17 protein-coding genes are annotated in these 24432 nt (G+C 65.7%); 4 read left to right on the top strand and 13 right to left on the bottom strand.

What is annotated here, in order from left to right; genetic code table 11:
• Positions 1–59: 59 nt before the first annotated feature.
• From OPU70_RS10895 to uidA, 3 genes are read right to left on the bottom strand one after another with little or no spacing between them, the layout of a single operon-like run.
• Positions 60–1358 (bottom strand): mannitol dehydrogenase family protein, encoded by a 1299-nt coding sequence (locus OPU70_RS10895; RefSeq protein WP_498557759.1) that lies wholly within the window; start codon positions 1356–1358, stop codon positions 60–62.
• Positions 1355–2758: a glucuronate isomerase gene (uxaC, locus tag OPU70_RS10890; RefSeq protein ID WP_475435763.1), complete on the bottom strand. Its 1404-nt coding sequence runs from the start codon at positions 2756–2758 to the stop codon at positions 1355–1357. Before uxaC ends, OPU70_RS10895 begins: the two co-directional genes overlap by 4 nt.
• A 12-nt stretch (positions 2759–2770) precedes the next feature.
• The gene (gene uidA, locus OPU70_RS10885) at positions 2771–4543 is read right to left on the bottom strand and encodes a beta-glucuronidase (protein WP_498557758.1); all 1773 of its coding nucleotides are present in this window, start codon (positions 4541–4543) and stop codon (positions 2771–2773) included.
• Positions 4544–4710: 167 nt separating this feature from the next.
• Between uidA and OPU70_RS10880 the strand changes: the two genes are divergently transcribed.
• Positions 4711–5745, top strand: coding sequence for a LacI family DNA-binding transcriptional regulator (locus OPU70_RS10880; protein ID WP_498557757.1), 1035 nt, complete (start codon positions 4711–4713; stop codon positions 5743–5745).
• A 59-nt stretch (positions 5746–5804) separates the two neighbouring features.
• On the opposite strand, the gene OPU70_RS10875 is transcribed toward OPU70_RS10880, so the two are convergent.
• Together OPU70_RS10875 and OPU70_RS10870 are read right to left on the bottom strand one after the other, a co-directional pair.
• Entirely contained in the window at positions 5805–6803 is a 999-nt protein-coding gene (locus tag OPU70_RS10875) for an SMP-30/gluconolactonase/LRE family protein (RefSeq protein ID WP_498557756.1), read from the bottom strand.
• Positions 6804–6814: 11 nt separating this feature from the next.
• The gene (locus OPU70_RS10870) at positions 6815–8668 is read right to left on the bottom strand and encodes a flavin-containing monooxygenase (RefSeq protein WP_498557755.1); all 1854 of its coding nucleotides are present in this window, start codon (positions 8666–8668) and stop codon (positions 6815–6817) included.
• Positions 8669–8835: 167 nt separating this feature from the next.
• Here OPU70_RS10870 and OPU70_RS10865 point away from each other — a divergent pair, with 167 nt between their 5' ends.
• Entirely contained in the window at positions 8836–9297 is a 462-nt protein-coding gene (locus OPU70_RS10865) for a MarR family winged helix-turn-helix transcriptional regulator (RefSeq protein WP_079113538.1), read from the top strand.
• Between the two features lie 57 nt (positions 9298–9354).
• Here the strand turns inward: OPU70_RS10865 and OPU70_RS10860 are convergent, their stop codons facing one another.
• Together OPU70_RS10860 and OPU70_RS10855 are read right to left on the bottom strand one after the other, a co-directional pair.
• Complete coding sequence (locus OPU70_RS10860; protein WP_498557754.1) at positions 9355–12036, bottom strand: family 78 glycoside hydrolase catalytic domain; 2682 nt, start codon at positions 12034–12036, stop codon at positions 9355–9357.
• 1 nt (position 12037) lies between these two features.
• Entirely contained in the window at positions 12038–13369 is a 1332-nt protein-coding gene (locus OPU70_RS10855) for an MFS transporter (RefSeq protein WP_498557753.1), read from the bottom strand.
• Positions 13370–13518: 149 nt separating this feature from the next.
• On the opposite strand from OPU70_RS10855, the gene OPU70_RS10850 reads away from it, so the two are divergent.
• Positions 13519–14148 carry a TetR/AcrR family transcriptional regulator gene (locus tag OPU70_RS10850; protein WP_079114061.1) on the top strand — a complete coding sequence of 210 codons (630 nt, stop codon included), beginning with the start codon at positions 13519–13521 and terminating at the stop codon, positions 14146–14148.
• An 87-nt stretch (positions 14149–14235) separates the two neighbouring features.
• On the opposite strand, the gene OPU70_RS10845 is transcribed toward OPU70_RS10850, so the two are convergent.
• On the bottom strand, positions 14236–16668 hold the full coding sequence (locus OPU70_RS10845; RefSeq protein WP_079113540.1) for a glycoside hydrolase family 2 protein: 2433 nt from the start codon (positions 16666–16668) through the stop codon (positions 14236–14238).
• Between the two features lie 52 nt (positions 16669–16720).
• A complete protein-coding gene (locus OPU70_RS10840; protein WP_079113541.1) occupies positions 16721–18040 on the bottom strand; it encodes an MFS transporter in 1320 nt (439 codons plus the stop codon).
• A 112-nt stretch (positions 18041–18152) separates the two neighbouring features.
• Between OPU70_RS10840 and OPU70_RS10835 the strand changes: the two genes are divergently transcribed.
• Complete coding sequence (locus OPU70_RS10835; RefSeq protein WP_498557752.1) at positions 18153–19109, top strand: LacI family DNA-binding transcriptional regulator; 957 nt, start codon at positions 18153–18155, stop codon at positions 19107–19109.
• Positions 19110–19557: 448 nt separating this feature from the next.
• Here OPU70_RS10835 and OPU70_RS10830 read toward each other — a convergent pair whose 3' ends face one another.
• Genes OPU70_RS10830 through OPU70_RS10815 form a run of 4 tightly spaced genes read right to left on the bottom strand, consistent with a single transcriptional unit; the run spans position 19558 to position 24355 of the window.
• Positions 19558–21501: a DUF3732 domain-containing protein gene (locus OPU70_RS10830; protein WP_498557751.1), complete on the bottom strand. Its 1944-nt coding sequence runs from the start codon at positions 21499–21501 to the stop codon at positions 19558–19560.
• On the bottom strand, positions 21501–21995 hold the full coding sequence (locus tag OPU70_RS10825; protein ID WP_498557750.1) for a three component ABC system middle component: 495 nt from the start codon (positions 21993–21995) through the stop codon (positions 21501–21503). The genes OPU70_RS10830 and OPU70_RS10825 overlap by 1 nt, the downstream gene beginning before the upstream one ends.
• A complete protein-coding gene (locus OPU70_RS10820) occupies positions 21992–23179 on the bottom strand; it encodes an ABC-three component system protein (protein WP_498557749.1) in 1188 nt (395 codons plus the stop codon). The genes OPU70_RS10825 and OPU70_RS10820 overlap by 4 nt, the downstream gene beginning before the upstream one ends.
• Before the next feature lie 51 nt (positions 23180–23230).
• A complete protein-coding gene (locus tag OPU70_RS10815; protein WP_498557748.1) occupies positions 23231–24355 on the bottom strand; it encodes a tyrosine-type recombinase/integrase in 1125 nt (374 codons plus the stop codon).
• Positions 24356–24432: the final 77 nt, after the last annotated feature.

The following is a 24432-nucleotide window of genomic DNA, read 5'->3' as shown; positions in this document are numbered from 1 at the left end:
GCGGCGTCTGATGTCAGTAAAGCAGGGATTCGAGTCAATGACAACCGATTGCCAACTCGTTATCGAAGTGTGAGATCATCGATCGATCGCCGACTCGCGAGCACCTCATCGACGAACGCCTCGTCGTCGCCGAGCACGGGGCTGAGCTCGTCGACCGCGCATTCGACGGATGAACGATCCCCTCGCTGTCCGCCGATCGCCAGCCACGCCGCGACGACAGCTGCGCACGCGTCGGCGGGGCGCCCCGCCCTGCGTTCGAGCTCTGCGACCGGCGCGACGCGCACACGCATCTTGGTGTCGGAATCGAGACCGATCTGCGCGAGGAGATGCCGGATGCGCGGGTTTCGGAAGCGGTCGAGCAGCGCCAACCGGTATTCCTGCAGTCCGAGCTCCGCCGGAAGATGCCGGCAGACTTCATCCCAGTACGCGTCGACGGCGCGCAAGCACACCATGTCGGCGATCGCCTCGGAGACCGTGTGATGACCACGAAGCCGACCGAGCGACGCGAGAAGCGTATGAGCGCCGTTCAGCAGCCAGAGCTTCCGCGCCTCCCACGGTTCAAGGTCGTCGGTGAGGCGGGCTCCCGCCACTTCCCACTGCGGCCGGCCCGCGGGGAACTCTCCGGCGATGACCCAGTCGGAGAAGCTCTCTGCGACCACCGGTGCACGATCCCCGTAGCGCCGCGAGAGCTCGGTCGTTTCCTCATCCGAGAGTCGAGGGGTGATCCGATCCACCGAACTCGACACGAACGACACGTGCGCATCGATCCAGTCGACAAGCCCCGGCACCTCCCTCGCGAGAGAGCTGACGGCGGCGCGCAGCACTCCCCCGTTGTCGGCCAGGTTGTCACAGGAGACGAGAGCGAGAGCTCCGGAACACGAACGCCTGCGCGCCTCCAGACCGAGCACGAGGCGACCGACGGCGGTGACAGGACGCACGCTGACGAGGTCGTCGTCGAGGAGTCCTGCCAGCAGGGCTCGATCGAGAGCCGTCCGATCATCGGCATAGGCGGCCTCGGTGATAGTCAGGCTGACGATGGCGATCGCAGGAGCGGCGACGTCATTCACGAATGACGGGATGTCCGTGCCCGGATGCGCCCGGACGATGCTCCCGATTCGTTCGGCGTCGTCGCCTGCCGGCGAACGCACGATCAGTGTGTACAGACCGTCCTGGGCGGAGAGATCATCCGCGAGCCCGGCACTCCTTCCGGTGTACGCCGCGATCCCCCACTGCGCCGAGTCACCGGCATGGGCCGTGTACCAGGCCAGATGCGAGCGGTGGAAGGCGCCGAGCCCCATATGGATGATCCGCACCGGTGGTGCCGGCGACTCGCGCACTCCGAGCATCACACCGCTCACAGCTTGAACACCCTCTTCGGCTGGGGCCCGACGATGTCGTCGATGACGGCGCCGGCCGCGTCCTCGTCCACACGCCCCTCGACGACCAGCCGGGCGAGGAATGCGGCATCCGCACGGCGTGCGGTGTCGTGTCGGGCCGGTATGGAGAGGAAGGCGCGGGTGTCGTCGATGAACCCCGACCCGCGCGAGAACCCGGCCGTCTCGGTCACCGCCGAGCGGAACCGTGCCATGGCATCCGGGGCATCGAGGAACCACCAGGGAGCGCCGATGTAGACGCTCGGGTAGAACCCCGCCAGCGGGGCGATCTCGCGAGAGTAGACGGTCTCATCCACGGCAAAGAGCACCAGGTGCAGATCGCGCTCGAGGCCGAAGCGCTCGAGAAGCGGCCGCAGACCGCCGACGAAGTCTGTGCGCCGCGGGATGTCATGCCCGGAGTCGGGGCCGAAGCGGCGGAAGGTCTGCGTGCTGTGGTTGCGCACGACGCCGGCGTGCACCGTCATGACGAGTCCGTCGTCGACGCTCATCCGGGCCATCTGCAGCAGCATGTGCGCCCGAAACGAGTGACGCTCCCCGGCATCCGCATCACCGGAGACGACGCGGGCGAAGAGCCCCTCGCCTTCTTCGGGCGCGAGGTCGAGCGTGTCGGGGACCTCGACACCGTGATCTGCGGACACGGCCCCGTGCTCGATGAAGTACCGCCTCCGCTGCTCGAGGGCGGCGAGGTACCCGGCGAACGTGCCCGGGCTGCCCGTCTCGGCGACGAGCCGCTCGACGTTCTGCGCGAACCCTGCCGCATCAGGATCCAGGTACCGGTCGGGGCGGAACGTCGGCAGAACCCGGCCGACCGCGCCCTCCGCGGCGAGCGCCGCGTGCCCTGCGAGATCGTCCAGAGGATCGTCGGTCGTCGCCAGCACCTCGATGCCGAAGCGCTCGAACAGCGCACGCGGCCGCAGCTCGGGCGTGGCGAGCTGATCCGCGACGCGGTCGTACGCCTCATCCGCCGTCGCCGCCGAGAGCGGCACCGTCACGTCGAGCACATTCTGCAGAGACTCCGAGATCCAGTACCCCGACGCCGTGCCCGCGAACAGGGGCCAACGCTCAGCGAACCTCCGCCACACCTGGCGCGGGTCCGCGGCACTGCCGCCGACCCCGAGCTCGTCGAGGCCGACCCCGGACGCGTGGAGCAGCCGGGTGACGTAGTGGTCGTGTGTGATCAGTAGCGATGCCGGGTCGGAGAACGGGCGATCCTCGACCAGCCATTCCACCGGCACGTGACCGTGCGGCGAGATGATCGGGGCATCGGCGACGCGCTCGTAGAGGGCGCGCGCGACCGAGCGCGTCGTCGGATCGGCGGGGAGCAGTCGGTCGCGGTCGCGACGGACGAGTGATGCGTGTGACATGGAAGGTCCTTTTCAGCCGCGCCAGCGGGTACGAAGTGCGTGAGCGGCGGCCTTCGGCCGTCGATCACGTGTGAAGATCCCCTTCTTGTTCCCGTCGACGCGGAAGGCGCTGCCTGGCGTGTGGAAGTCGGCGAAGTTCCAGACCTGCTCTCCGACGACCGCCGGGATCCTGTCGAAGACCCGGTGGTACATCTCGAGGAAGGCGAGCTGATACTCCTCGGTCCAGGGCTGGTCGTATACCGAGTGAGTCCCGACGATCGTGTCGGCCCCGTACTCGGTCATGACGAGAGGCTTGCCGTAGGTGCTCTCCCACCCGCGGAGTTCAGCCTCGAGGTGCCGTTCGGCGCTGCGCAGGTCGCCGCCGTCGGCATACCAGCCGTAGTAGCGGTTGAGGCAGATGACGTCGAACAGATCAGCGATGCGATCGGTCTCATGCGATGCCTGGATGAGGTTGGCGAACGTGACAGGGCGGTGAGGATCCAGTTCCCGTGTCAGCGCCACGAGCGGCTCGAAGTAGGGGCGGGCTCCCTCCTCGAACGACGCCGGCTCATTCGTGATGCACCACATCACGACGCTGGGATGGTTCTTGTCCCGGGCGACCAGCTCGCGGATCGCGCGAGCGTGAGCGGCTCTCGTCTCGTCTCCGAAGCCCTCCGGTCCGAACGTCGCCCTGGTCGCTCCCGTGCCCATCCCGGCGCCGATCGCGAGGTTGAGACCGACGGCCGCGGTCTCGTCGATCACGACGATTCCGTGCCGATCGGCGTACTCCAGGACGTCCTCCGCATAGGGGTAGTGGGAGGTTCGGAACGAGTTCGCCCCCGCCCAGCGCATCAGGTGGAAGTCGTGCACCATGTACGCGGGGTCGTGACCTTTGCCTCGAACCGGGGAGTCCTCGTGCTTGCCGAATCCGCGGAAGTAGAAGGGCTCGCCATTGATGAGGAACTCGGCTCCTCTCACTTCGACGGTGCGGATGCCGACCGGCAACGTGTACACGTCACGGACGCCCGTCTCGGTCGTCGCTTCGACGACGAGGTCGTACAGGTGGCCCGCCCCCGGACGCCACAGGATCGCGTCCGGGATCCGGATCTCCCCGGTGCGCCCGTGCCCCTCGGCGACCTGGCGTCCGGCGCCGTCGAGCACTCTGATCGAGAGGTCGGCGGCGACGGACGGGTCCGACAGGACGATGTCGTAGCGGACGATGCCGTCGGCGCCGTCAACGTCGGGGACCGCCGTGATGTCCTCGATCCGCACGGGCGGAACAGCCGCGAGCCACACAGAGCGCGGCAGACCGCCGTAGTTGTAGAAGTCGTGCAGGTACCGCTGCTGTCTGCGGCCGTCGTCGGCCACGGTCACGAAGCCGGGTGGGAGCGTGGTCTTCGTCAGCTCGTTGTCGACGCCGATCGTCAGGCGGAACTCCTCGCCGGGGATCGCATGATCGGTCACATCGGCGTCGAACGGAGTGAACCCGCCGTCGTGGGTGGCGACGAGGGAATGTCCGGCATAGACGCGGGCTCGGTGCGATGCCGCTTCGACCCGCACGAGGATCCGGGAGCCGTCCCATCCGCGCGGCACGCGGACCGTGCGCTGATACCAGACCCAGCCCACGTGGTCGCGGATCTCCTGGTCGGCGAACAGGTCGTCGTAGCTCGACGGGACCGGCGCCTCGAGTTCGGTGCGGAGGCGATCCGACCACGGCTCGGGCACCGCGTCGTCATCCGCCGCGAATCTCCACAGGCCGTCGAGGGAGACCAGTTCCCGCGTCGGGGACCACTGGGGTCGAAGCATCGTCGCTCAATCCTCTCCGGGGCGCCCCGCCCCGACATCGTCAGACCAGACAACCATGATCGACGCGTTTTGGCAAGCGGTTGCCAAGACGCGTCTCGATCGGACGGATGACTTCTGCCGTACGATCGGGGAACCGGATGCCGTCGCGACGAGGGGAAGACAGCACGATGTCGACAGACGAGCCGAACGCCTCGCAGGATGCGGCCGCGATCGACGGTCGCATCGGCCGACGCCCCACGATCTACGACATCGCCCAGCGGGTCGGACTCAATCCGTCGACCGTGTCGCGCGCCCTGAACAAGCCCGGTCGCACGAACGCCGCCACCGAGGAGAAGATCCGCGCGGCTGCTGCAGAACTCGGCTATCGGGTGAACCCCATGGCTCGGGCGCTTCCCACAGGGCTCTCGGGGACGTATGCGATCGTCCTCCCCGACATCACCAACCCCGTGCACTTCGAGCTGATCCGTGGCGCGGAGCAGGTCGCGCGGAGGAGCGGCTTCACTCTGATCGTCTCTGAGACCGAGGGTGCTGCCGAGATCGAGCTCGAGACGATCGAGACGCTGCAGCCGTCCGTGGACGGCCTCCTCGTCGTCGCCTCTCGCCTCGACGACGACTCGCTGGCAGCGCTGGCTGCGAGCAAGCCGATCGTCGGAGCCAATCACTCCACACCGTCGTTGCCGAGCGTCACCCCAGACCTCGAGTCCGGCCTCACCGACGCACTCGACCATCTGCGCGACCTCGGACACCGTTCCGTCGCGTACCTCGGTCTCGGCGGCGCCCGGATCAACCGGGCACGATGGGAGCTCACTCTCGATCTCGCGGCCGCACGAGGCCTGGGGGTGGTGGAGATCACCGTGGACGAGCCGACGGTCGCGGGCGGCGCTGAGTCCCTCCGACGCGTCCGGGCCAGCGGCGTCACCGCCGTCCTCGCCTACAACGACCTCGTCGCGCACGGACTCCTTCGGGCCGCGCGCAGCGGCGGTCTGCAGCTGCCCGAGGCCTTCAGCGTGATCGGCTTCGACGACATCTTCAGCGCCGAGCTGGCCGTTCCCGCGCTCACGACTCTGCGCTCTCCGCTCCGCGAGATCGGCACCCGCGCGATGGAGACACTCATCGACCCGGAGCGGAGCAGGACACCGACGAAGGTCGTCCTGCCGCTCGAGCTCGTCGTGCGGGACTCCACGGCGGCACCGACGAGGTGACGCCTTGAGAGGACGCGACCCGCAGCCGAGCGATTGCCGGTACGGGTCGCGTCCGGGCATCATCCCCCGTTCGACTGCCTGATGCCCTCGCCGTACGCCTCGAAGGTGTGCACGAACCCGCCCGCGGGCCCACTGACCACCAGATAGCCGTCAGTGGTCCCCGGCGCGATGGCGATGTTCGTCGCGGATTCGAGCCCCTCCCCGGGCACGCGGATCACCCCGATCTGCTCGCCGGTCTTGGCGAACACCACGATCTCCGCCTTCTCGTGGAACGCCTGGTAGATGTTCCCTTCGGCATCCACCGCGGTCGAGTCGATGCGTCCGATCCCGCCGTCGACATGGATCGCCGGGTACGCCGAGACGACACGCGTGCGCTCCTCGTCGAGGGCGAAGTAGTCGATGCGGTTCGCGTTGTACTGGGCGACCCAGAGCCCGGCGTCCTCCTCGTCGAACACGATGCCGTTCGGCGAGGGCAGATCGTCGGCCAGCACGCTCGCCGACCCGTCGACGCCGATCCTGACCACCCTGCCCGGCGTCTCCCACCCGGGCCCGTCCATGCCGCGGGTGTCGGTCACGAACATCGTCCCGTCGGGGGCGAAGGCGATGTCGTCGGGCAGCATCGCGACGCCCTCGACCGCACCCGTGAAGTGGGCCTGCGGGTCTTCGCCATCGGGCGTGATGCTCAGCACGCCGCCTCCGAGGAAGTCGGTCAGATACAGACGCCCGTCGCTCGGATGGAACTGCGCCGAGGTGAATGCGCTCGTCTCATCCGTGAAGACCTGCTCCGCCGAGGCCTCCTCGACATCGATTCGCAGCACCTTGGCTTCGCCCGCGGGTGCCATCACGTCGACCACGAACAGAGAGCCGTCGTCGTGGAAGGTCGGCCCTTCGAGCAGTGTCCCCCCGGTGAGCTCGTGCGGCTCGGTGACCTGCAGGAGTTCCGTCGAGGTCTGCTCGAGTGCCGGCCCCGCAGCCTCGCCCACCGACCCGCCATCGTCCGCCGCGGGCGCGCATCCGGCGAGCACGACCATCACTCCGACGGCCGTCGCGGCCGTCACGACCGGCACTCTCATGCGGGCACCCCGACCGAGACCGTCTCACGAATGCGCTCATCGGCATCCGAGACGACGAGCACGTCACCCATGTCACCCTCCCGCCACTCGCGCAGAAGACGATGGAAGACCACCGGCCCCGGCGAGAACGTGAGGCCGCCGATCGATCGGGATCCCTCGCCGTTGTAGTACCCGGGAGTGCACTGAGCTTGGAAGTCCGAGACGTCTCTCGCGGTCTCGGCCACCGTGCGGCACCACGCATCCTCCGCCTCTGCCGTGGGCTCGATACGGCGAGCCCCGACCTGCGCGGCGCGTGCGATGACCGCGGCGATGTGCGTCGCCTGCTCCTGGAGGATGTGCACGAAGTTCACCGAGTTCGCGTTCTGCATGGGGCCGAGCTGGAAGAGGTTGGGAAATCCGTGCGTGCTGAACCCGTGCAGCGTACGAGGTCCGTACCCCCAGGCCTCGAGCAGCGAACGCCCGCCTCGACCGACGACGGGGAGCGTTCCAGAGACCACACCCGAGACGCCCACGTCGAATCCGGTGGCGAAGATGAGGCAGTCCACCTCGTATTCCGCGTCGCCGACCACGATCGACGTCTCGGTGAGCGCCGTGACACCGTGGGTGTCCGCCGTGTCGACGAGTACAACGTTCGACCGATTGAACGCCTGCAGGTAGAGATCGCTGAACCCGGGCCTCTTGCACATGTACCGGTACCAGGGCTTCAGCACCTCCGCGGTGGCCGGTTCCTCGACGATCTCGTCGACACGCGCTCGGATCCTGTCCATCGTCGCGGCGTCTTCCAGCTCCTCGCGATGCTGCCGCTCCTCCTCGGAGACGCCCTCGTCGACGGCACCGGAGAGGATGCTGCGCTGCAGCGCGTGCGTCGCCGTCCACCCGTCCTGCACGAGCGATTCCTCGACCTCCCCCGCGAGCACGGCGAGGAAGTTGTCCATCCGCTCGCGCTGCCATCCGGGCGCGAGGGATGCCGCCCACTCCGGATCGGTCGGGCGGTTGTCCCTCACGTCGACCGTCGACGGCGTGCGCTGGAAGACGAGCAGCTGCTTTGCGTGCTCGGCGAGGTGCGGGATCACCTGCAGCCCGGTCGCTCCCGTGCCGACAACCGCAACCCGCTTGTCTGCCAGACCGGAGAGATCGCCGTCCGGCGATCCGCCGGTGTATCCGTAGTCCCAACGGCTCGTGTGAAACGTGTGGCCGGCGAAGCGCTCGATGCCCGGGATGCCCGGAAGCTTCGGCTGCGTCAGGGTTCCCGACGAGGTGATGACGTAGCGGGCACGGAAGACGTCACCCCGGTCCGTCTCGACCTGCCACTCCGACGCGCCCTCGTCCCACGTGAGACCCGTCGCGCGGGTGTGCCCGACGAAGTCGCGCCGCAGGTCGTAGTGCTCGGCGATGCGCACGGCATGCCGGCGGATCTCCTCCCCCGTCGAGTAGCGCTCGGTGGGCACGTATCCCGTCTCTTCCAGGAGGGGCATGTAGACGTACGACTCGATGTCGCAGCGGATGCCGGGATAACGGTTCCAATACCAGGTGCCACCCACGTCTCCCGCCTCGTCCATCAGGCGGATCGACGAGAGTCCCGTGTCGCGCAGACCTGCCCCCGCGAGCAGCCCGCCGAATCCGGCGCCGATGATCAGCGCGTCCACGCGATCGTGCAGCGGCTCCCGCTCGACACGCATCGTGTAGGGATCCTTCGCGTAGTAGCCGTACTCGCCCAGCGCCGAGCGGTACTGCGTCGCGCCGTCCGGGCGGATCCTCCGATCGCGCTCGTACGCATACTTCTCTCGGATCTCCTGCAGGGAGCGCTCCCGCTCCTGCCCACTCCGGGTCTGCTGCACCTGATACGCCATCGTTCCACCCTCCTGTCTTCGGGGGTGCGGGCACAGGAGGCCGACGTCGGGGATGGCGCACGAGCCTGGGCCCGACACGACCCCGGATCGGTTCCTTCGACAAAAGGTTAGCTTGAAGCTAAGTAAATCTCACTGGGAAGACGCTATGAAGGCACTACGGTACAGACGTGGGAGACGAACTGAGACGAACCGCCGCGCTCGAGAACATCGATGCGCTCACCCTCGCTATCTCGGTGCGTTCGCTCCCCCGCATGGTGGGATCCCTGCTCAGCACCCAGCTGACGATCCAGCAGCTCAAGGTGCTGACGGCGATCGTCGTGTCCGAGCAGAGCAGCGCGAGCGAGCTGGCCTCGACCTTCGAGGTGTCCCTCGCGACGATGTCGAAGCTGATCGAACGTCTCGTCGAGCAGGGACTCGTCGAGAGGATGACGGATGCCGACGATCACCGAGTCCGCCGGCTGCATCCCACCCTGCTCGGTCGCGACGTGATCGGGAAGATCATGGCGGCACGCCCGGAGATGGGTGCCGACATCCTCGACGGCCTCTCCCTCGACGAACTCGAATCGCTGGCGGTCGGCCTGCGAGCCATCAGCCGCGAGCTGCATGCCGCGAGTTCCGACGGCCGCTGAGGCGGCGGGTGCGCAGCCCTGGATCTGCGCACCCGTCGCCATACACAGCCGTCGCACTCAGCGGACGGCGAGACGCCCGAGACCGGTGAACGCTCCGGGGGGCGCGGTGCGCGTCGAGCCGTCGGGGAAGACAACCGTCGCGCTCGCCCCGGCCGGGATCTCCGCGTCGATCCGGAGTTCGTCACCCTCGATCCGCCACTCGACGCGGATCCGCCCTCGCGGAGTGTCGAGATGCCCGGTCGCCCAGGTGAGTCCGCCGCCCGGGATGGGGGCGATCGTGAACGACTGCCAAGCGATCGAATCCGGGTCCTGACGAAGACCGAGGGTGTGGGTGTGCAGGAAGCGGATGACCGCGCCCTTGCTGTAGTGGTTCAGCGATTCGTGGGCAGCGCCGTCGTCGTCTATGCCTTCCCAGTCCTCCCAGATCGTGGTCGCACCCTTGTTGATCATGTGCAGCCACGACGGTGCGCTCCGCTGGAACAGCAGCTCGTAGGCGACGCCGGCATGGCCGGTGTCGGCGAGCACGGGCAGCAGGTCGCCGGTGGCGAGGAATCCGGTGCCGAGATGGGTGCCGGCAGCGCGGATGAGGTCGACGAGCCGCTCCGCCGCCGCAGCGCGCTGAGACTCCGGGATGAGGCCGAAGGTCAGCGCCCGCACGTAGGCGGCCTGCGTGTCCTGCACTGTGCGTCCGTCGCCGGCGAGGAACTCGGTGCGCCAGGCGTCGAGGATGCGGTCGGCCAGCACGGCGTACCGCTCGGCGTCCTCGTCCCGCCCGAGCACCGTCGCCGCGTCCGCGAGGATCCGCGTCGAACGGTAGAGGTAGGCCGTGCCGACCTCTCCCTTGTCGGCCATGAACCAGGCCATGGGGTTGGACTTAATCGGGTCGAGGCGCGAGCCGTCCTCCGCCTTGGGGACGGGCTCGGTCCACTCCCCCCAATGGAAGGTGCCGTCCCACACATATTCCTCGTGCGACTGCGGCTCCTCCGACCGCTCCACGCGGGAATGATGCCTGGTCGTGCGCGCAGCCCCGAGGGCCCACTCGACCCAGCGGACCATCGCGCCCCAGTTCTCCTCCAGGACCAGGGAGTCGCCGTACGCGGTGTACATCTCCCACGGCACGAAGGTGATCGCGTCGCCCCACCCGGAGGATCCGGTCATCATCGCGAACTGATCGTCGAGCTTCTGCTTGATGCGCCGCCCATCGGGCGAGAAGTTCGCGATCCGCCCGTCATCGAGCTGATCATCGCGCACCGACTGCAGCCACTTGCGAGTGAAGCCGAGCACGTCGTACAGCCGCGCCGCCGAGGGAGCGAAGACCTGGTAGTCGCCCGTCCACGCCAGGCGCTCGCGCGTCGGGCAGTCGGTCGGCACGTCCACCGCGTTGCCGCGGAAGCTCCAGTCGGCGATCTCGTGCAGGCGGTTGAGCGAGGGATCACTCGACCCGAACGATGCGGTGCGGCGGAGGTCCGTCTGCACGATGCGCATCTGCGCCGTGGACGCCTCGAAGGGCGAGCCTTCGCGCGTGATCCGTGCGTACTGGAACCCGTGCACCGTGTGGCGCGGCTCGAAGACCTCGCCTCCTCCGGCGGATACCACCTCGTCGTGCTGGACGAACACGACGGACGGTTCGCCCGGCTTGGTCGAGTCGAGGTGTGAGGTGTCGAGATCGCCATCCTGACCGACGTGCTCGCCGTAGTCGATCACCGTGCGTGTGCCGGCGGGGCCGAGGTCCGTCAGCCGGATCCATCCCGAGGCGTTCTGACCGAAGTCGAGCACCCAGGTGTCTTCTGCGATTCGGTTCGCATTCACCGCGTCGCGCGTCTCGACCACGCGCACCGGCGGGGCGGGCGACCAGGAGATGGGCGGCCCCTCGACCGCGCCGACGATCACGGGCACCGCGGATCCGCTCTCCGCGCGGAAGTCGGTCGTCTGCCCGTCCATCAGGTCGGCCCGGACGATCGTCGACTGAGCGCTGGTCCATTCGCCGTCGGTGCGGATCACACGCCGCGATCCGTCGGCGAGTTCGAGGTGCAGTTCCGCCCGAGCCGCGAGCGTCGTACCCCATCCCGCCGGCAGGCGGAAGGCACCGACCTGACCTCGATACCAGCCGTCGGAGAGCTCGATCTCGAGTGCGTTGCGACCGCCCTGGAGCAGGGAGGTCACATCGGCCGCCTGCGCGTAGACCGTGCGGTCGTACGACGTGGAACCCGGAGCGAGCTCGGCGGTGCCGACCCGCTGTCCGTTGACCCTGGCCTCGTAGACCCCGAGCGCCGTCGAGTAGAGACGAGCCGCGACGACGTCGTCCGCCTCGAACGCGCGGGACAGTGTGTGGGCGCCGCGAGCTCCGTAGCCAGGGTCATCGTGCTCGACCGGGCTGATCCACTCCGCCGACCAGTCGGCGTCGAGCAGACCGCACTCTAAGGTCGACCAGTCGGACCACTCCGACGGGGCGTCCCCGGCTTGCACCCGCGCCCGCCACCGCACGCGCTGCCCACTCGTCAGCGGAACCCAGGGCCACTCGACGAAGAGATGAGAGCCGGCATCGAGCGGCGCGCGCGCCCGGCTCTCGCCGTCGACGATCGCCTCGAGCTCGAAACCGTTCGATGTCTCCGCCTCGACGGGCACGGTGAACGACAGTCGCGGTGTGGCTTCCGACACGGTGAAGTCGTCTCCGCCGCTGTCGATCCGCAGGTCGTACGGTGCAGCAGGCACGGATGCCGCGGTCGACTCGAGCATCATCTCAACGCACTCCCTTGACCTTGAACATGATGATCAGACCACCGATGAGAGCGAACACCGCGCCGATGAGGTACAGCAGCGTGTAGTTCTTCTCCGCGCCGACGGCACCGATCGTGATGATGAGCGGCGCGATCAGCGGGGCGATCGCACTGGGGATCTTCTGCGCGAAGGCGACGACGGCCATGTATCGACCGGACTCGGCGCGGTCGGGGATGATCGCGTAGACGATGGCCTGATCCACTGTGGCGAACACGGCGATCGCGAGCTGCATGAGCACGGCGCCGATGATCAGCTGCGGCAGCGACCAGGCGAACGCCTCGGCGAGCGCGCCTCCGATGAAGATGAATGCGGCCGCGAGCACGAACAGACGGCGGCGCTTGAGCTTGTCCGAGAGGAAGCCGCCGAGCAGTGCGCCGCCGGCAGCGGCGACGACCCCGAGCATCCCGACGGTGGCGACGACACCGGCCACCTCGCGCACCGGCAGGTCGAGACGCTGGGCGTAGAAGAACGTGCCGAACGTGGTGTTGAAGTACAGACCGATGAAGAACACCATCCGGCCGACCCAGTTCCAGGCGAAGTCCGGGTACTTGCGGGCGTTGAAGCCGTAGCCGGCGATGACCTTCTTGAGAGTCACCGTCGAGTCGACGACGAGATCCTTCGAGCTGCCTTCCCTCTTGAACGTCGGGAGCAGCACGAGCAGGACGACACCGATCACCGCGGGGACGAAGAACACGAGGAAGGTGCTGTACGACACGGCGTAGGCGATGCCGATACCGAGCACCGGCGCCACCTGCGTCATGAGCCCTGTGAGCGCCGACACCTTGCCGCGCTGTTCTTCGGGGAGCTTGTCGGCCTGCAGCGTCTGGATGGCGGCGCCCGCGGTCGACCATCCGGTCATCGCGACCACCCAGCCTGCACCCACGAGGAGGAGGTTCGGGGCGAAGCCGATGATGACCGCTCCGACGAGGCCGAGGGCAGCGCCGAGGAACAGGAACGGCGTGCGTCGACCGAAGCGCGACCGGGTGCGGTCGCTCCAGATGCCGATCATGGGGCTCAGCACCAGGAAGATCAGCTGCGCGGTTCCGGTGACGTAACCGAGCACCTCCTCATGCCCGGGGGCGAGCTCGGTGATGCGCAGTGCCAGGCCGTACGCGAGCGGCACCATCATCGCGATGGATGCACCGAAGTTGGCCAGCATCAGCCAGAAGATGTAGCCGCCACTGACCTTGGCCGTCGGCTCGAGCGGGGTGCCGTCCGGGGTGTTCCCGCCTACCGGCTGGGCCGCGGCGATCGAGTCGATCGTGTCGCTGCGGTCGTATTCACTCTTGGTCACCTGGACTCCTTCATCGTTCAGTGATCCGCGGCGCCCGTCGATGGGCGTCCTTCGCGAGATGTGGTCGAAATCCGTTTGGCAACCGATTGTCGATCCTGAGCGATAGTAACCACTTTGGTTACAGAAGGCAAAAGTGAGAAAGTGGACACATGACGTCACCGCCGACCGCAACGCCATCACCTCGCCGACGAGGCAAGAGCGCATCCACACCGGCGAGACGGGCCGAGATCGTCGAAGCGGCACTCGCCAGCTTCGCTGAACACGGTTATGAGCGGGCGTCTCTCCGTGACATCGCCAGCAGGGCCGGACTCACCCATGCCGCCCTGTTGCGGCACTTCTCCGGAAAAGAGGAACTCCTCCCCGCCGCGCTCGCGCAGCGCGAGGAGCACGAGGAAGACCTCGCCTCACGCATCATGACCGCGAACGTTCCAGGTGAGCAGATCCTGAGTGCGGTACTCGCCGACGAGTTCTCGAACTCGGAGTTCCAGCGCAACTGGCTCGCCCTCGCCGTCGCCGCGACGAACCCGGAGCACCCTGCACACGAGTTCTTCCTCGGCCGCCGCGAACGCATGCGGTCGCGCTTCACAGACGGCCCCCTGCCCACCAGCGACAGCGAGCTCCTCACGGCCGACGAGAAGGTGACGCTCGTGCTCGCGATGGTCGACGGACTGCGCATCCAGGCTCTGCTCGATCCTTCCCGCGACGCCCTCGGCCTGCTCACCACGTTCATGCGGCTGGTGGCCGCTCAGCCTCCAGCCGCCGCTTCCTCGCTATCGTGAGGTTCTGCCGACGCGCCGGACGACTCGATGGAGAGCTGCGGCGGTGTGAGCATCACCGCTTCGAGAGGGTCAACTCGCCCACCCCGGTCAGCGCGCTACGAGATCCACCTGCTGCGCGTCGAGACCCGCCGCGGTGGCGCGAACGGTGATCGATCCTGGACCGATCGGACGGATGATCGCCAACGCCCGTCCGTCATAGGTGGTGCGGGTCACGGCCCTGAACTCTTCGATCGAGTCCGGCTGCGCGTTCGCGAATGCCGCGAGGACCGCCGGCCCCTCGATCTCCACCGAGACGACGGCAGCGGCGTCGGTCGCCAGGGTTCCTCCGCGATCGGCGAGCTCGATGGCTATGTACGCGAGATCGGAACCGTCGGCGCGCAGGTCTGCACGATCGGCAGCGAGAGCGAGACGGACGTCGTCTTGGCGCGTGCGCAGACTGCTGACGCCGACATCCTGCCCATCTCGAATGGCGATCGCCGTGAGCTCCCCTGGGCGATACTCGGTCTCGAACCTTGCGATGAAGGCTTTGTGCACGCCTACCTGCGCACGGCCGACCGTGATTCCGTCGCGCTGGAGTACGATCTCCTCCGCATCGCTGTACACATCGACCACGACCGGGAATCCGGCGGGCACGTCCCAGCTCCAGCTGCTGACGACATCGTCCCAGGACCAACCGCCGATGAACACCTCACGGTCGTGGTTCTCAGGACGATGAACCGCGATGTACGGCTCGCTTCGCAGCCCCCAGACCGTCTCTCGCCAGAACGAGATGGGGCGCCTGTTCCCGAGGATGTCGATGGTTCCGGACTGGGCGAGAAGCCAAGGAAAGGGCGAGCTCGGCCCTTGCGGCGCATCGGGGTCATCCGCGTAGATCGCTCTCCCGAGACCCGCCTCGCCGATATAGTCCCAGGCCGTCCATGCGAAGTCCCCGATCACGGTCGGGTGCTGCTCGACGAGCGGCCAGATCCTGTCGAGAGCGCGGGGGTAGGTCTCAGACCCGACCACGATCCGGTTGGGGTGCCGCTCCGCGTCGATGACATAGCGAGCTTCGGCGTAGTTGACACCGCTGACATCGAGCTGGGACTGCGCCTCCTCGATTCGCTCGGAGACCAGCTCTGATGCACCGAGAGTGTTCCCCATGTCCTCCATCGAAGCCATGAATGCGTTGACGCTCGTCGAGGCGGTATCACCGTCGCCCGAGGCGGCATGTGCTGCAAGGACGTCGATTGCCGAGACCATGCCATTGATGGCGTTCGTGACGAGCCGGGTGCTGTCGAGAGAACGGACCTTCTCGGCGAGAGCGCGACCCCAGGTGGATCCGATCGGACTGCCGGTCTCGAAGATCTCGTTGCCGATCGAGTACATGATGACGCTCGGGTGGTTGAAGTCCTTCGCGACCATCGATTCGACATCCCGTTCCCACCACTCGGGGAAATCGAGCGAGTAGTCGAACGCTGTCTTGGTCTTCGTCCACACGTCGGAGGTCTCGTCCCAGACGAGGAGGCCGTGGCGATCGCAGGCGTCGAGGAACGCACGGCTGATGCTGTTGTGAGAGCTGCGGATCGCGTTGTAGCCAGCGGCCTTGAGCAGCTCGACGCGGCGTTCTTCTGCGCGCGGGTGTGCGGCGCTGCCGAGCGGCCCGTTGTCGTGATGAATGCACCCCCCGCGGAGCTTCACAGAGCGCCCGTTGATCCGCAGTCCGTGAATGGGGTCGACGGTCACGGAACGGATGCCGAACACCGACTCGTCCTCATCGAGAACTGCGCCCCTCTCATGAATCCGGGTGCGCGCGACATGAAGGCGAGGACCGTCGACGTCCCACAGCACCGGCTCCGCGAGGTAGTGGCGCAGGTGCACCAGCCCCGTCGTGCCGGGAAGCACGGTGAGGGGTGCCGTCTGCAGGCTGAGCAGATCACCGGAATCGCCGTGGATCTCCGTCTCCACCCGCACGGTGCGGGTGTGGCGGGTCTTGTTGACGACCTCGACGGTCGTGACCACGGATGCGAGGTCGGGGTCGATCACAGGAGTGGTGATCCGCACGCCGTCGAGCGGGATGTGCACAGGGGCGGTGGCGACGAGCCAGACGTCGCGATACAAGCCGGCCCCGGTGTACCAGCGGCTGTCTTCGTGAGTGCGGACCTCCACGCTGATCGTGTTCGACTCGCCGAAACGGAGAAAAGGATCGAGCGAGACGGCGAAACCTGCATACCCGTTCGGGCGCTGGGCGGCGAAGTCGCCGTTGACGTAGACGACGGCGTCGCGATATGCCCCTTCGATATCGAGGACCACGCTTTTGTCACGCCACTCTGCGGGCACGTCGAAGGTCTTGCTGTATTCCAGATGTGCACTGGGGTGATACCCGGTGTGGCTTCCGTTGGGGCTGCTCGCCGAACGCGGCATATCGCGGAGACCGTCGTGCGGCAGGGTCACCGCCGTCTTGGCAGCCCCACCGGTGAAGGCGTCGAAGATCGAGCCCTTGGGCCCGACGGTCCAGTCGTTGTTGAAGGGTGTGCGTATCATGCCGGTGCTTTCTGATTGTGTGCCAGGGATTGAGAAGAGCGCGTGTCGGTCGTCACCGGACACCCTTGATGAAGCGGACGCTGATCGCCCCGAGGATCACGGCGACGATGGTCACGATGAACAGCGGCTGATAGAGCCCTGTCGCGGCGACGAGCGCCCCGGCGAGGGCAGGGGCGATCACCTGCGGTCCCGCGTTGGCGACGTTCATCACGCCCAGGTCGCGTGCGGCGTTGTTCATGTTCGGCAGAACGCGCGTGATCAGGGCCTGGTCGACTGCGAGGTACACACCGAACGCGACACCAAGGATCCCGCTCGCGACGAACGCGCCGGTCAGCGTGGGAGCCAGGAGGTAGACGAGTGCGCCCGGTGCGAAGAGCAGGCTCGACAGCGCGACGAACACCCGGACTCGTCCGAATCGGTCCGACAGCCACCCGCCGACGATCGAGAACACCAGCAAAGCGAGGGTGCTCACACCCTGGACGGCGACGAGAACCGCGGCCGCCTCGGTGACCGTGCCGACGCCGATGTAGTCGGCAAGGATGTAGAGCTGCATGCCGGACATGAAGTTGTACCCGAAGACGATGAGGAACCGCCCGACGAATGTCCACCAGAAGTCCGGTGCGCTGCGGAAGCTGGGGAAACGGGAGGCGGCGCGACGCTCCGCCTTGGATGCACCGGAGCCCGCGAGGGACGGCACGTAATCCTTGGTCGTGAGCGCGAAGATGGTTCCGAAGACGAGCATGACGGCGGCGATGCCTACATATCCGACGAACAGACTCGTCGTCAGGCCGGCGATCGCGATACCGCCGAAGGCGCCGAGGATCGAAGAGGCGCCGACCAGCCCCGACATGGTGCCGCGATTGCGGACGGGCACGCGCTCGGGCAGCACGGCGGTCAGCGCGGCCTGCAACCCGCTGAGGGGCCACATTGCGATCGCCCAGGTGATGGCGAGCACAACCGGGCTCGGGCTGCTGGCCGTCACCAGTAGGGCGATGGTCGCAGCGATGGCGGATCCGAGAATCCAGATGTTGCGACGCCCCAGGAAGCGGCTGCTCGTCTTGTCGGAGAGCAGTCCGAGAAGCGGCTGCGCGACCAGACTCGAGATGGCCCCTGCGCTGATCACGAGACCCAGCACGCCTGCCGCCGCGGTCGTCTCCCCGAGGAGCTCCGCGACCTGTCTGCCCAGCATGACCTGGAGCACTCCACCCCACACGACGTTGACGCTGATCAGTGCAAGGGGGTAGATGACCCACAGCCACCGGCTCATCCGCTGCGGGCCTTCCGACGGCTCGAGGAGGGCATCGGGGCGGACGGCAGCTCCGGGAACGGTTGCTTCGAAGGGGCCGGTTTCCGGATGGATGTTGCTGGTCATTTGATCTCCACGTCATTGTGAGGGACTGCGCTAACGCGCGTTATCACCGAGTGAACACCATCTGATTACGCGCGTCAACTACACTGGTGCAGACGACACCGGAGGGGCCCCGATGACAGTGACCAGCGACGACGTCGCGCGCGCAGCGGGGGTCTCCCGCCCCGCTGTCAGTCAGATCCTCAACGGTCGCGGTCGCTTCTCAGCGGATACCATCCGACGGGTCGAGGAGACCGCCGCGGCCATGAACTATCACCCCTCGGCGGCGGCTCGCACTCTCGCGACAGGCACGAGCGATGTCGTCATCGCCCTGGTCCCGAACACCACCTTCGGCACCAACCTGCAGGACTTCGTCGACTTTCTCACCGAAGAGCTCGCTCGCGCGGGACTGATCCTCGTGCTGCGCTTCGCAAGCTCGCCGGTGGAGCTGCTCGAGCACTTCATCACCACCGTGCGACCGCGCGCCGTCATCGCGCCGTTCGTCGCTCCCACAGCCGCGGAGCGTGAATCCATCGATGCCGCCGGAATCACCCTCATCGACCTGCACGTGGAGGGCGGTCGCGATGAGAACCACCGCATCGGCCAGCTCCAGGGCGAGTACCTGGCATCGAAAGGACACAGGCACCTCGTCTACGCGCACCTCCGAGATGCCCGCCTCGATGTCTTCGGCGACGCTCGGGAACAGGGGCTCGCCGACTACTGCCTCGCGCACGGAATCGACGCGCCGACGTCGATCCGGCTTCCGCTCGAGCTCGACGAGGCGGTCTCCCTGCTTCGGACTCTGCCTCTCGGAACAGCCATCGCCTGCTACAACGACGACGTGGCCATCGCCCTTCTCGGCGCAGCGCGCGAACTCGGCCGTCGGGTTCCCGAAGATGTCGCGCTGATGGGCATGGACGCGACGCGGATCGGGACGCTCGTGGCGCCACGCCTCACCACGATCAAGGTCGAGGCAGCGCCCGCCATGGACAGAATGATCCGGGACGTCGTGAGCCGAGTCTCCGGATCCGCTCGTCCTGCCCGCCCGACCGACCCAGTCGTCCTCACCGTCGTACCGGGGGACTCCGCCTGACGCCGAGGGACGGCTCTTCTGCACGCGGCCGACGTCGCCGAAGATCTCGGCTTCGGAGACGAGATCGATCGTGACCTCGGCCGGCACGGCATCAGCAATGCGCTGTTCCTGTACCTCCGCGATCCGTATCAGCATCGGATCAAGCTGTTCACCACTCGATCAGCCGTCTGAGCGTGCGCAGCAAGACGGCCATCGCTGGGTTACCGCTGCCAGCACTCCGCACATGACGAAGGCCCCGCAATCCCTGTGCTTCCAGGGAGTCGGGGCCTTCGTGGTGGCGGTGACGGTGGGATTTGAACCCATTACTGGTCACCGGGATGGCTCCTGAATTCTTTGGAAACTACTCGTTTACGAGGAATTCAAGCCCGGATGCTCACATCGTCGTACATATGCGGACGCCGAGTCCTGCACCAAAATGCACCACGGGGTCACCTGCCGAACGTGTTGCTCAGCCCTCCCCGTTCTCTGCAGATTCGTCGAGCGGACGCCAGCGCTCCGGAACAAGAGCTCGCCCCCCGCGCCAGTTGTAACGCACTGCGTCTTGGAACCACTCGTCGTCGTAGTTTGCGTGATCGACCACGATCAGCTGGAACTGCTCTTGATGATCTTCTGCGTACCTCGCGAAGAGTTGGAACATGTTTCGAACCGTCTCGCGATCAGGGTCTTCGCCTTCCAAGGCGAGATCTGATTGAAAGTGTGCCTTGCTTGGCTGATCGATCATTAGAAACCGGGGGACAGGACGTTTTTGCTCCATGAAGAACTCGTGAAGGGCCAGATGCGCCGCAACGTGGTATCCCACCCAGTTCTCACCGCTACCAATGTTTGCGAGCGGGAGCGGTCCGGAGCTGGTGTCCGCTACGATCGTCAGCTTGTCGATGTCCAGCCGGATCGGATCGTCCGCTTGCTCCAGGTTCAGTTCGCGCGCGTATCGGCCGAGGATTCCACTCAGGACGTTAAGTCGTGAGTGAAGCTGTTCCCGAGCGGACCCCCCATCCAGCTCCTTGCCGAGCTTTTCAACGAGCGCACCGAGTGCGGCCCGCTCTCGTCGCAGTTTCGCGAGCCCTTCGTCGTCGAACGACTGAAGCCTGCTCAAGATTGCATCGACTCGGCCTCGGACAAACTCTTGAGCAGCTTCCAATGACGCAGCGGAGTCGGCCTGTGATGCTGCGTCAAGAGCCGCATCGAGCGTATTTAGCTCGCGTCGAAGCGAGAGCATCTTGGCGTCCACTGCCGCCACCGCTTTCTGCGTTCCCGGCCTATGCGCGGCTACTTCCTTCAGTTCCTCACGGAGTTGATTTAGTCTCGCGGTCATCTGCACGGCGGTCGGATCCGGATGTGGCATTGCTTGAGCGCACACCGGACAAACGTGCGATGCGCCCGCGTTTTCCGGGACTAGCCGAAGAGCTGCCAAGCGCCCAGTCTGAGAGTCCAGCGAATCGTCGTACCCGCCCTGGCTGTCGCGTTCATCCAGCAAAAGGTCTCGATGCACAACAAGGGCTTGTAGTTCATTCGAGACTCTCGCTCGTCGCACCTCATCGTCGCGACGATCATCTTGCCGCCGGAGGTCCACGTCGTCTGCAACAGGAGGGCGAACTCGCTGAAATCGAACTCGATTCAAAACCGTCAGGACATCTGCGTCTTGCGACCCACCTGTGATCAACTGCACTGATCTGGCCTCGGCTAACAGATCATTGAGTTGCTGCGTCCAGGTGCTTCGCTCTACCTCAGCTGAACCGATCTGCGCGTCGAGGTGTCTCAACCGGCTACGCGCATCCCGAAGCTGCGAGCGCTTTGCAGCTTGCTTCTCATCGACAGCGCCAAGGAAGAACGGGAGGCTATCTCGCAGTCCGACAGCGATACCGGACTCATTCTGTCGATGAAACAGAACGCTCTTGCTATCGATCTCGTGCTGCTCTTGCAGACTCAGCGGCACGGCGTGTCCAAGTCCAATGGTTACGGCACCGCGACTTGAGTACTCGCTAGCTTCGACCCGCACATCGGCCAACTTGATTCGGGCTCCGAGTTGAGACCTCAGGCCCTCCTTGTCCGTGTTCATGCGCAACTGCTCATGCTCGGGCGGGACGAATGAAGGACCCCCGAACTCGATCATTGCTCGTGCGCTCAGCTTCCCGGGAGTTGGGCTAGCTCGGGCCACGAACGCGCGACTCCCATCTGGGAACTGCAGCAAGAGGCCGTACCATGCGATCTTCTGAAACGGTACGGTATGCGGGATCGAGGACGACTCGCGTCCCAGGCAATAGTCAACGATGCTCAGCAGCGCACTCTTGCCGGTCTTGGAGTCGCCCGTGACGATGTTCAGCTTGCCCGGATGGAACTCGACGTCCCTGCGCTCGCCGTCGTGACTATAGATGCTGATACTGACAATCTGCACTAGGGGCTCACTCCCAATATGGTGAAAATGTTTGCGCTCGAACCGGCCTGACCAAACACGACCCCAAGCATGGCCGATTTTCGAAGAATTTCTCGTAGCTCGTTGTCCGCAGTCAGACGCACGCCGTCGGGGATAGCCGCCGAAAGGTGCGCCGATCCGCTCATCGTCAGTAGACCGGTTCGAAGCCCGAACCGGACCCCTTCGTTGACGTGCGGATGGAAGCGTCGCGAACGATCAGGGAACCCCGCAAGAACGCCTCGATTCTTGGTGGACCATGACGCGAGGTGACTTGCCGCTGAACGGGGAAGCACTTTTCGCGTGTCGTGGTGCAAGACCAATGGCGGAACAAGGTAGCTCAACTCCCAGGGCATGCCCGAGGGTTCTGCGTCGGAGTATCTAGCAACGCACCATGTGATGGTCGCGGCGATCAATGCCGGATTCAGGATTGAAGCCGTGAGACTCGGTCGTTCATCCCATGGCAACAGTGAGCTCACGCGTCCACTCCGAGCAGCGCGGCCATCCGAGCACGGAAGTCTGGATGCCAGCCCAGCTCACCTCGGTCTGCCAGCATGTGTCGAGCCCCGTTCGCGAGGAAGTGATCCGTGAAGGACGTACGAATGCGAACCTTGTTGGTGTCGTATAGAAGGTCGAAGAGCTCTCTGCCTGCACGTCGTTGACGCGCCTCAGTCAGTTCCTCTTCGTAGGCGAGGCGGTCGCACATATTCTCGAACTGAATCTCCCACTCCTCGATTAGCTCTTTTTCGAATGAAGTGATGTCGTCCTCGACAAGATCTCCGTCAAGCACCCACTTCGTGGCCTGCGCGTAGGCACGGTGAAAATTGACCATCGCCTTGCGAAGGTTGTTCGTGTGAACGCCGATCCACTCGAGCTGTTGCACGAACGGACGGTCAAGGTGCGACTCGATCACCACGTCATCGACGTTCACCAGTGACAAGTCCAGCGGGAGGGACCCAGATCGGAAGTCATCTCTCAAGGTGTGTAGCTGCCCGTAGAGCATGTCTGCCGAAATCGTCTGAACGTCCTCTGACAGTAAGACCTTCAGTGCGAGTTGGTGCCACCACCCCCAAAGTCGCTCGATCAAGAGTTCCATATGCTCATCGCGAACTGCAGTGGCGAGCTCCTCCCTCAGGAGATCATCGGTTCTCGCGGCGTCCGGCCCATCAGCGATGATTAGCACGCGCCGCAGAACACCAAGCCTTTCGGCCGGCGTCGCGTCGACCCAGAGTTGGCGCGCGACTTTGGTGCCTTTTCCTTTAAGGCTCGTTGCCAGTCGAGACAGCTCTTCTGCTGCTTCTTCCGGCTTGAAGTTGCTCGCCGTAAGCTTCGAAACGGCCGAGCCCGCAGCGACTGACGATGTCGTGAGTAGGTACAGTCTTGGACCGCTGGCATCCCGAAGCCGGGGGCTGGACAGCCACACTCTCAATGTCTTCCAGAGATCTTCACTGCCATCGGTGAGCGTGTTGGGATCCCCGTGGTGCTTCACCTGCGTCGCTGACTGAACCGTCCCTTGATTGTCCAGAAGAGCGATGTCGTCGTACGTTTCGATGGAGACCCTGATGCTCTTGTCCCGGCGCCCGGCGCGGAGCAACTCGACGAGCGCCATCCGCAACTGATGTAGATGGCCAACGGCCGAGGCGGACGCGTCGAACTGGCTCATGGGCGATGCCTGACCCGAACTGGCCAGAGGGCGTGGGGACTCATTGTCCGTTCAATATAGCGACCCCTCTCCCCTCCCATCCAGGACGAGCCGTTCGAAGCGCTGGCGCGAGAGCGCCTGAGTGACGTTGTCGAGATCATCGGGGAACAACGCGGCGTAGGTGTCAAGAGTCACCTTCGCCGACTTGTGTCCGAGCATCCGCTGAATCACCTTCACGTTTGCGCCAGCACTAATCGCGAGGGACGCTGCGGTGTGTCGAAGATCGTGGGGAGTGATCCGAGCCATGTCCGGGTCGACCGCCATGCGGCGCTTGACCGCAGCTTGAAACCAGCCGTCTCGGCTGTTGCCGGAGCGAAGGAATCCGCCGTCAGCGCCTGCCCACAGCCGATCATCCTGGCCCTTCCCTGAGCACTGCGCAGCAAGTTCGGCATCCAGGAAGCCAGGGTAGGCAACAACCCGCCTCTCGTGGCTCTTCACGCTCCCGAGGATGTGTTTGCCATTCACCTCCGCGACAGCTTCCCGAACCATGAGACGTCGTTTGCCCAGGTCGACGTTGCGGACACGCAGGGCTGTCGCCTCACCCCACCGGAGACCCGTGTACGCGAGGAAGCGCACGAGACTCGGATAGCGGCAAGCACGCGCGAGTTCTTCAACCTGGCGATGGGTGAGGAAGGTTTCCTCGGGCAAGGGCTTCTTCTTGATCGCGATTCCACGGGCGGGATTCTTGACGATGCGCCCGTCCTCAATCGCCTCGTCGAAGATGCCGCCGAGGAGGTCGCGGGCTCGAGCCACCGTGGTGTGTGATCGAGACTCCCCCAGCTTCGTCAACCACATTGCGAGATCGCGTCGCGTTATCGCGCCGACCGAGTAGTGACCCCATTGCGGTAGGACGTGAACGCGCCAGGTGCTCTCGACTGAGTGGTGGCTGCTGGCTGTGACTTTTGACTTGTGCCTCTCGAGCCAAGCTGGTCCCAGCTCCGAGATTCGAATCTTCGAGTCGGCGGGGTCGACGTAAGAGCCACGGAGCTTCGATACCTCGACAGTGGCAAGATGCGCTTCTGCGTCTCGCTTGAGTTTGAAGCCGCGGTCGTGGCCGCGAGTCCCATCGGGCTTGGTGTACCAGACCTCGTACATCCGCCCCTTAGTTTTCGTGGCATATGCCTTGACGGTCCCCATCAGGCGGCTTCCTCGGAGGTGCTCGCGTGTTCCTGGGCAAGCAACCAAGCGTCGACCGCTTCTGGCCTGTACCTCGG

It is taken from the genome of Microbacterium sp. SWDP-B6 (assembly GCF_059803615.1).
The sequence above is the reverse complement of the archived record's forward strand: the minus strand, read 5'-3'. Positions and strand labels throughout refer to the sequence as shown.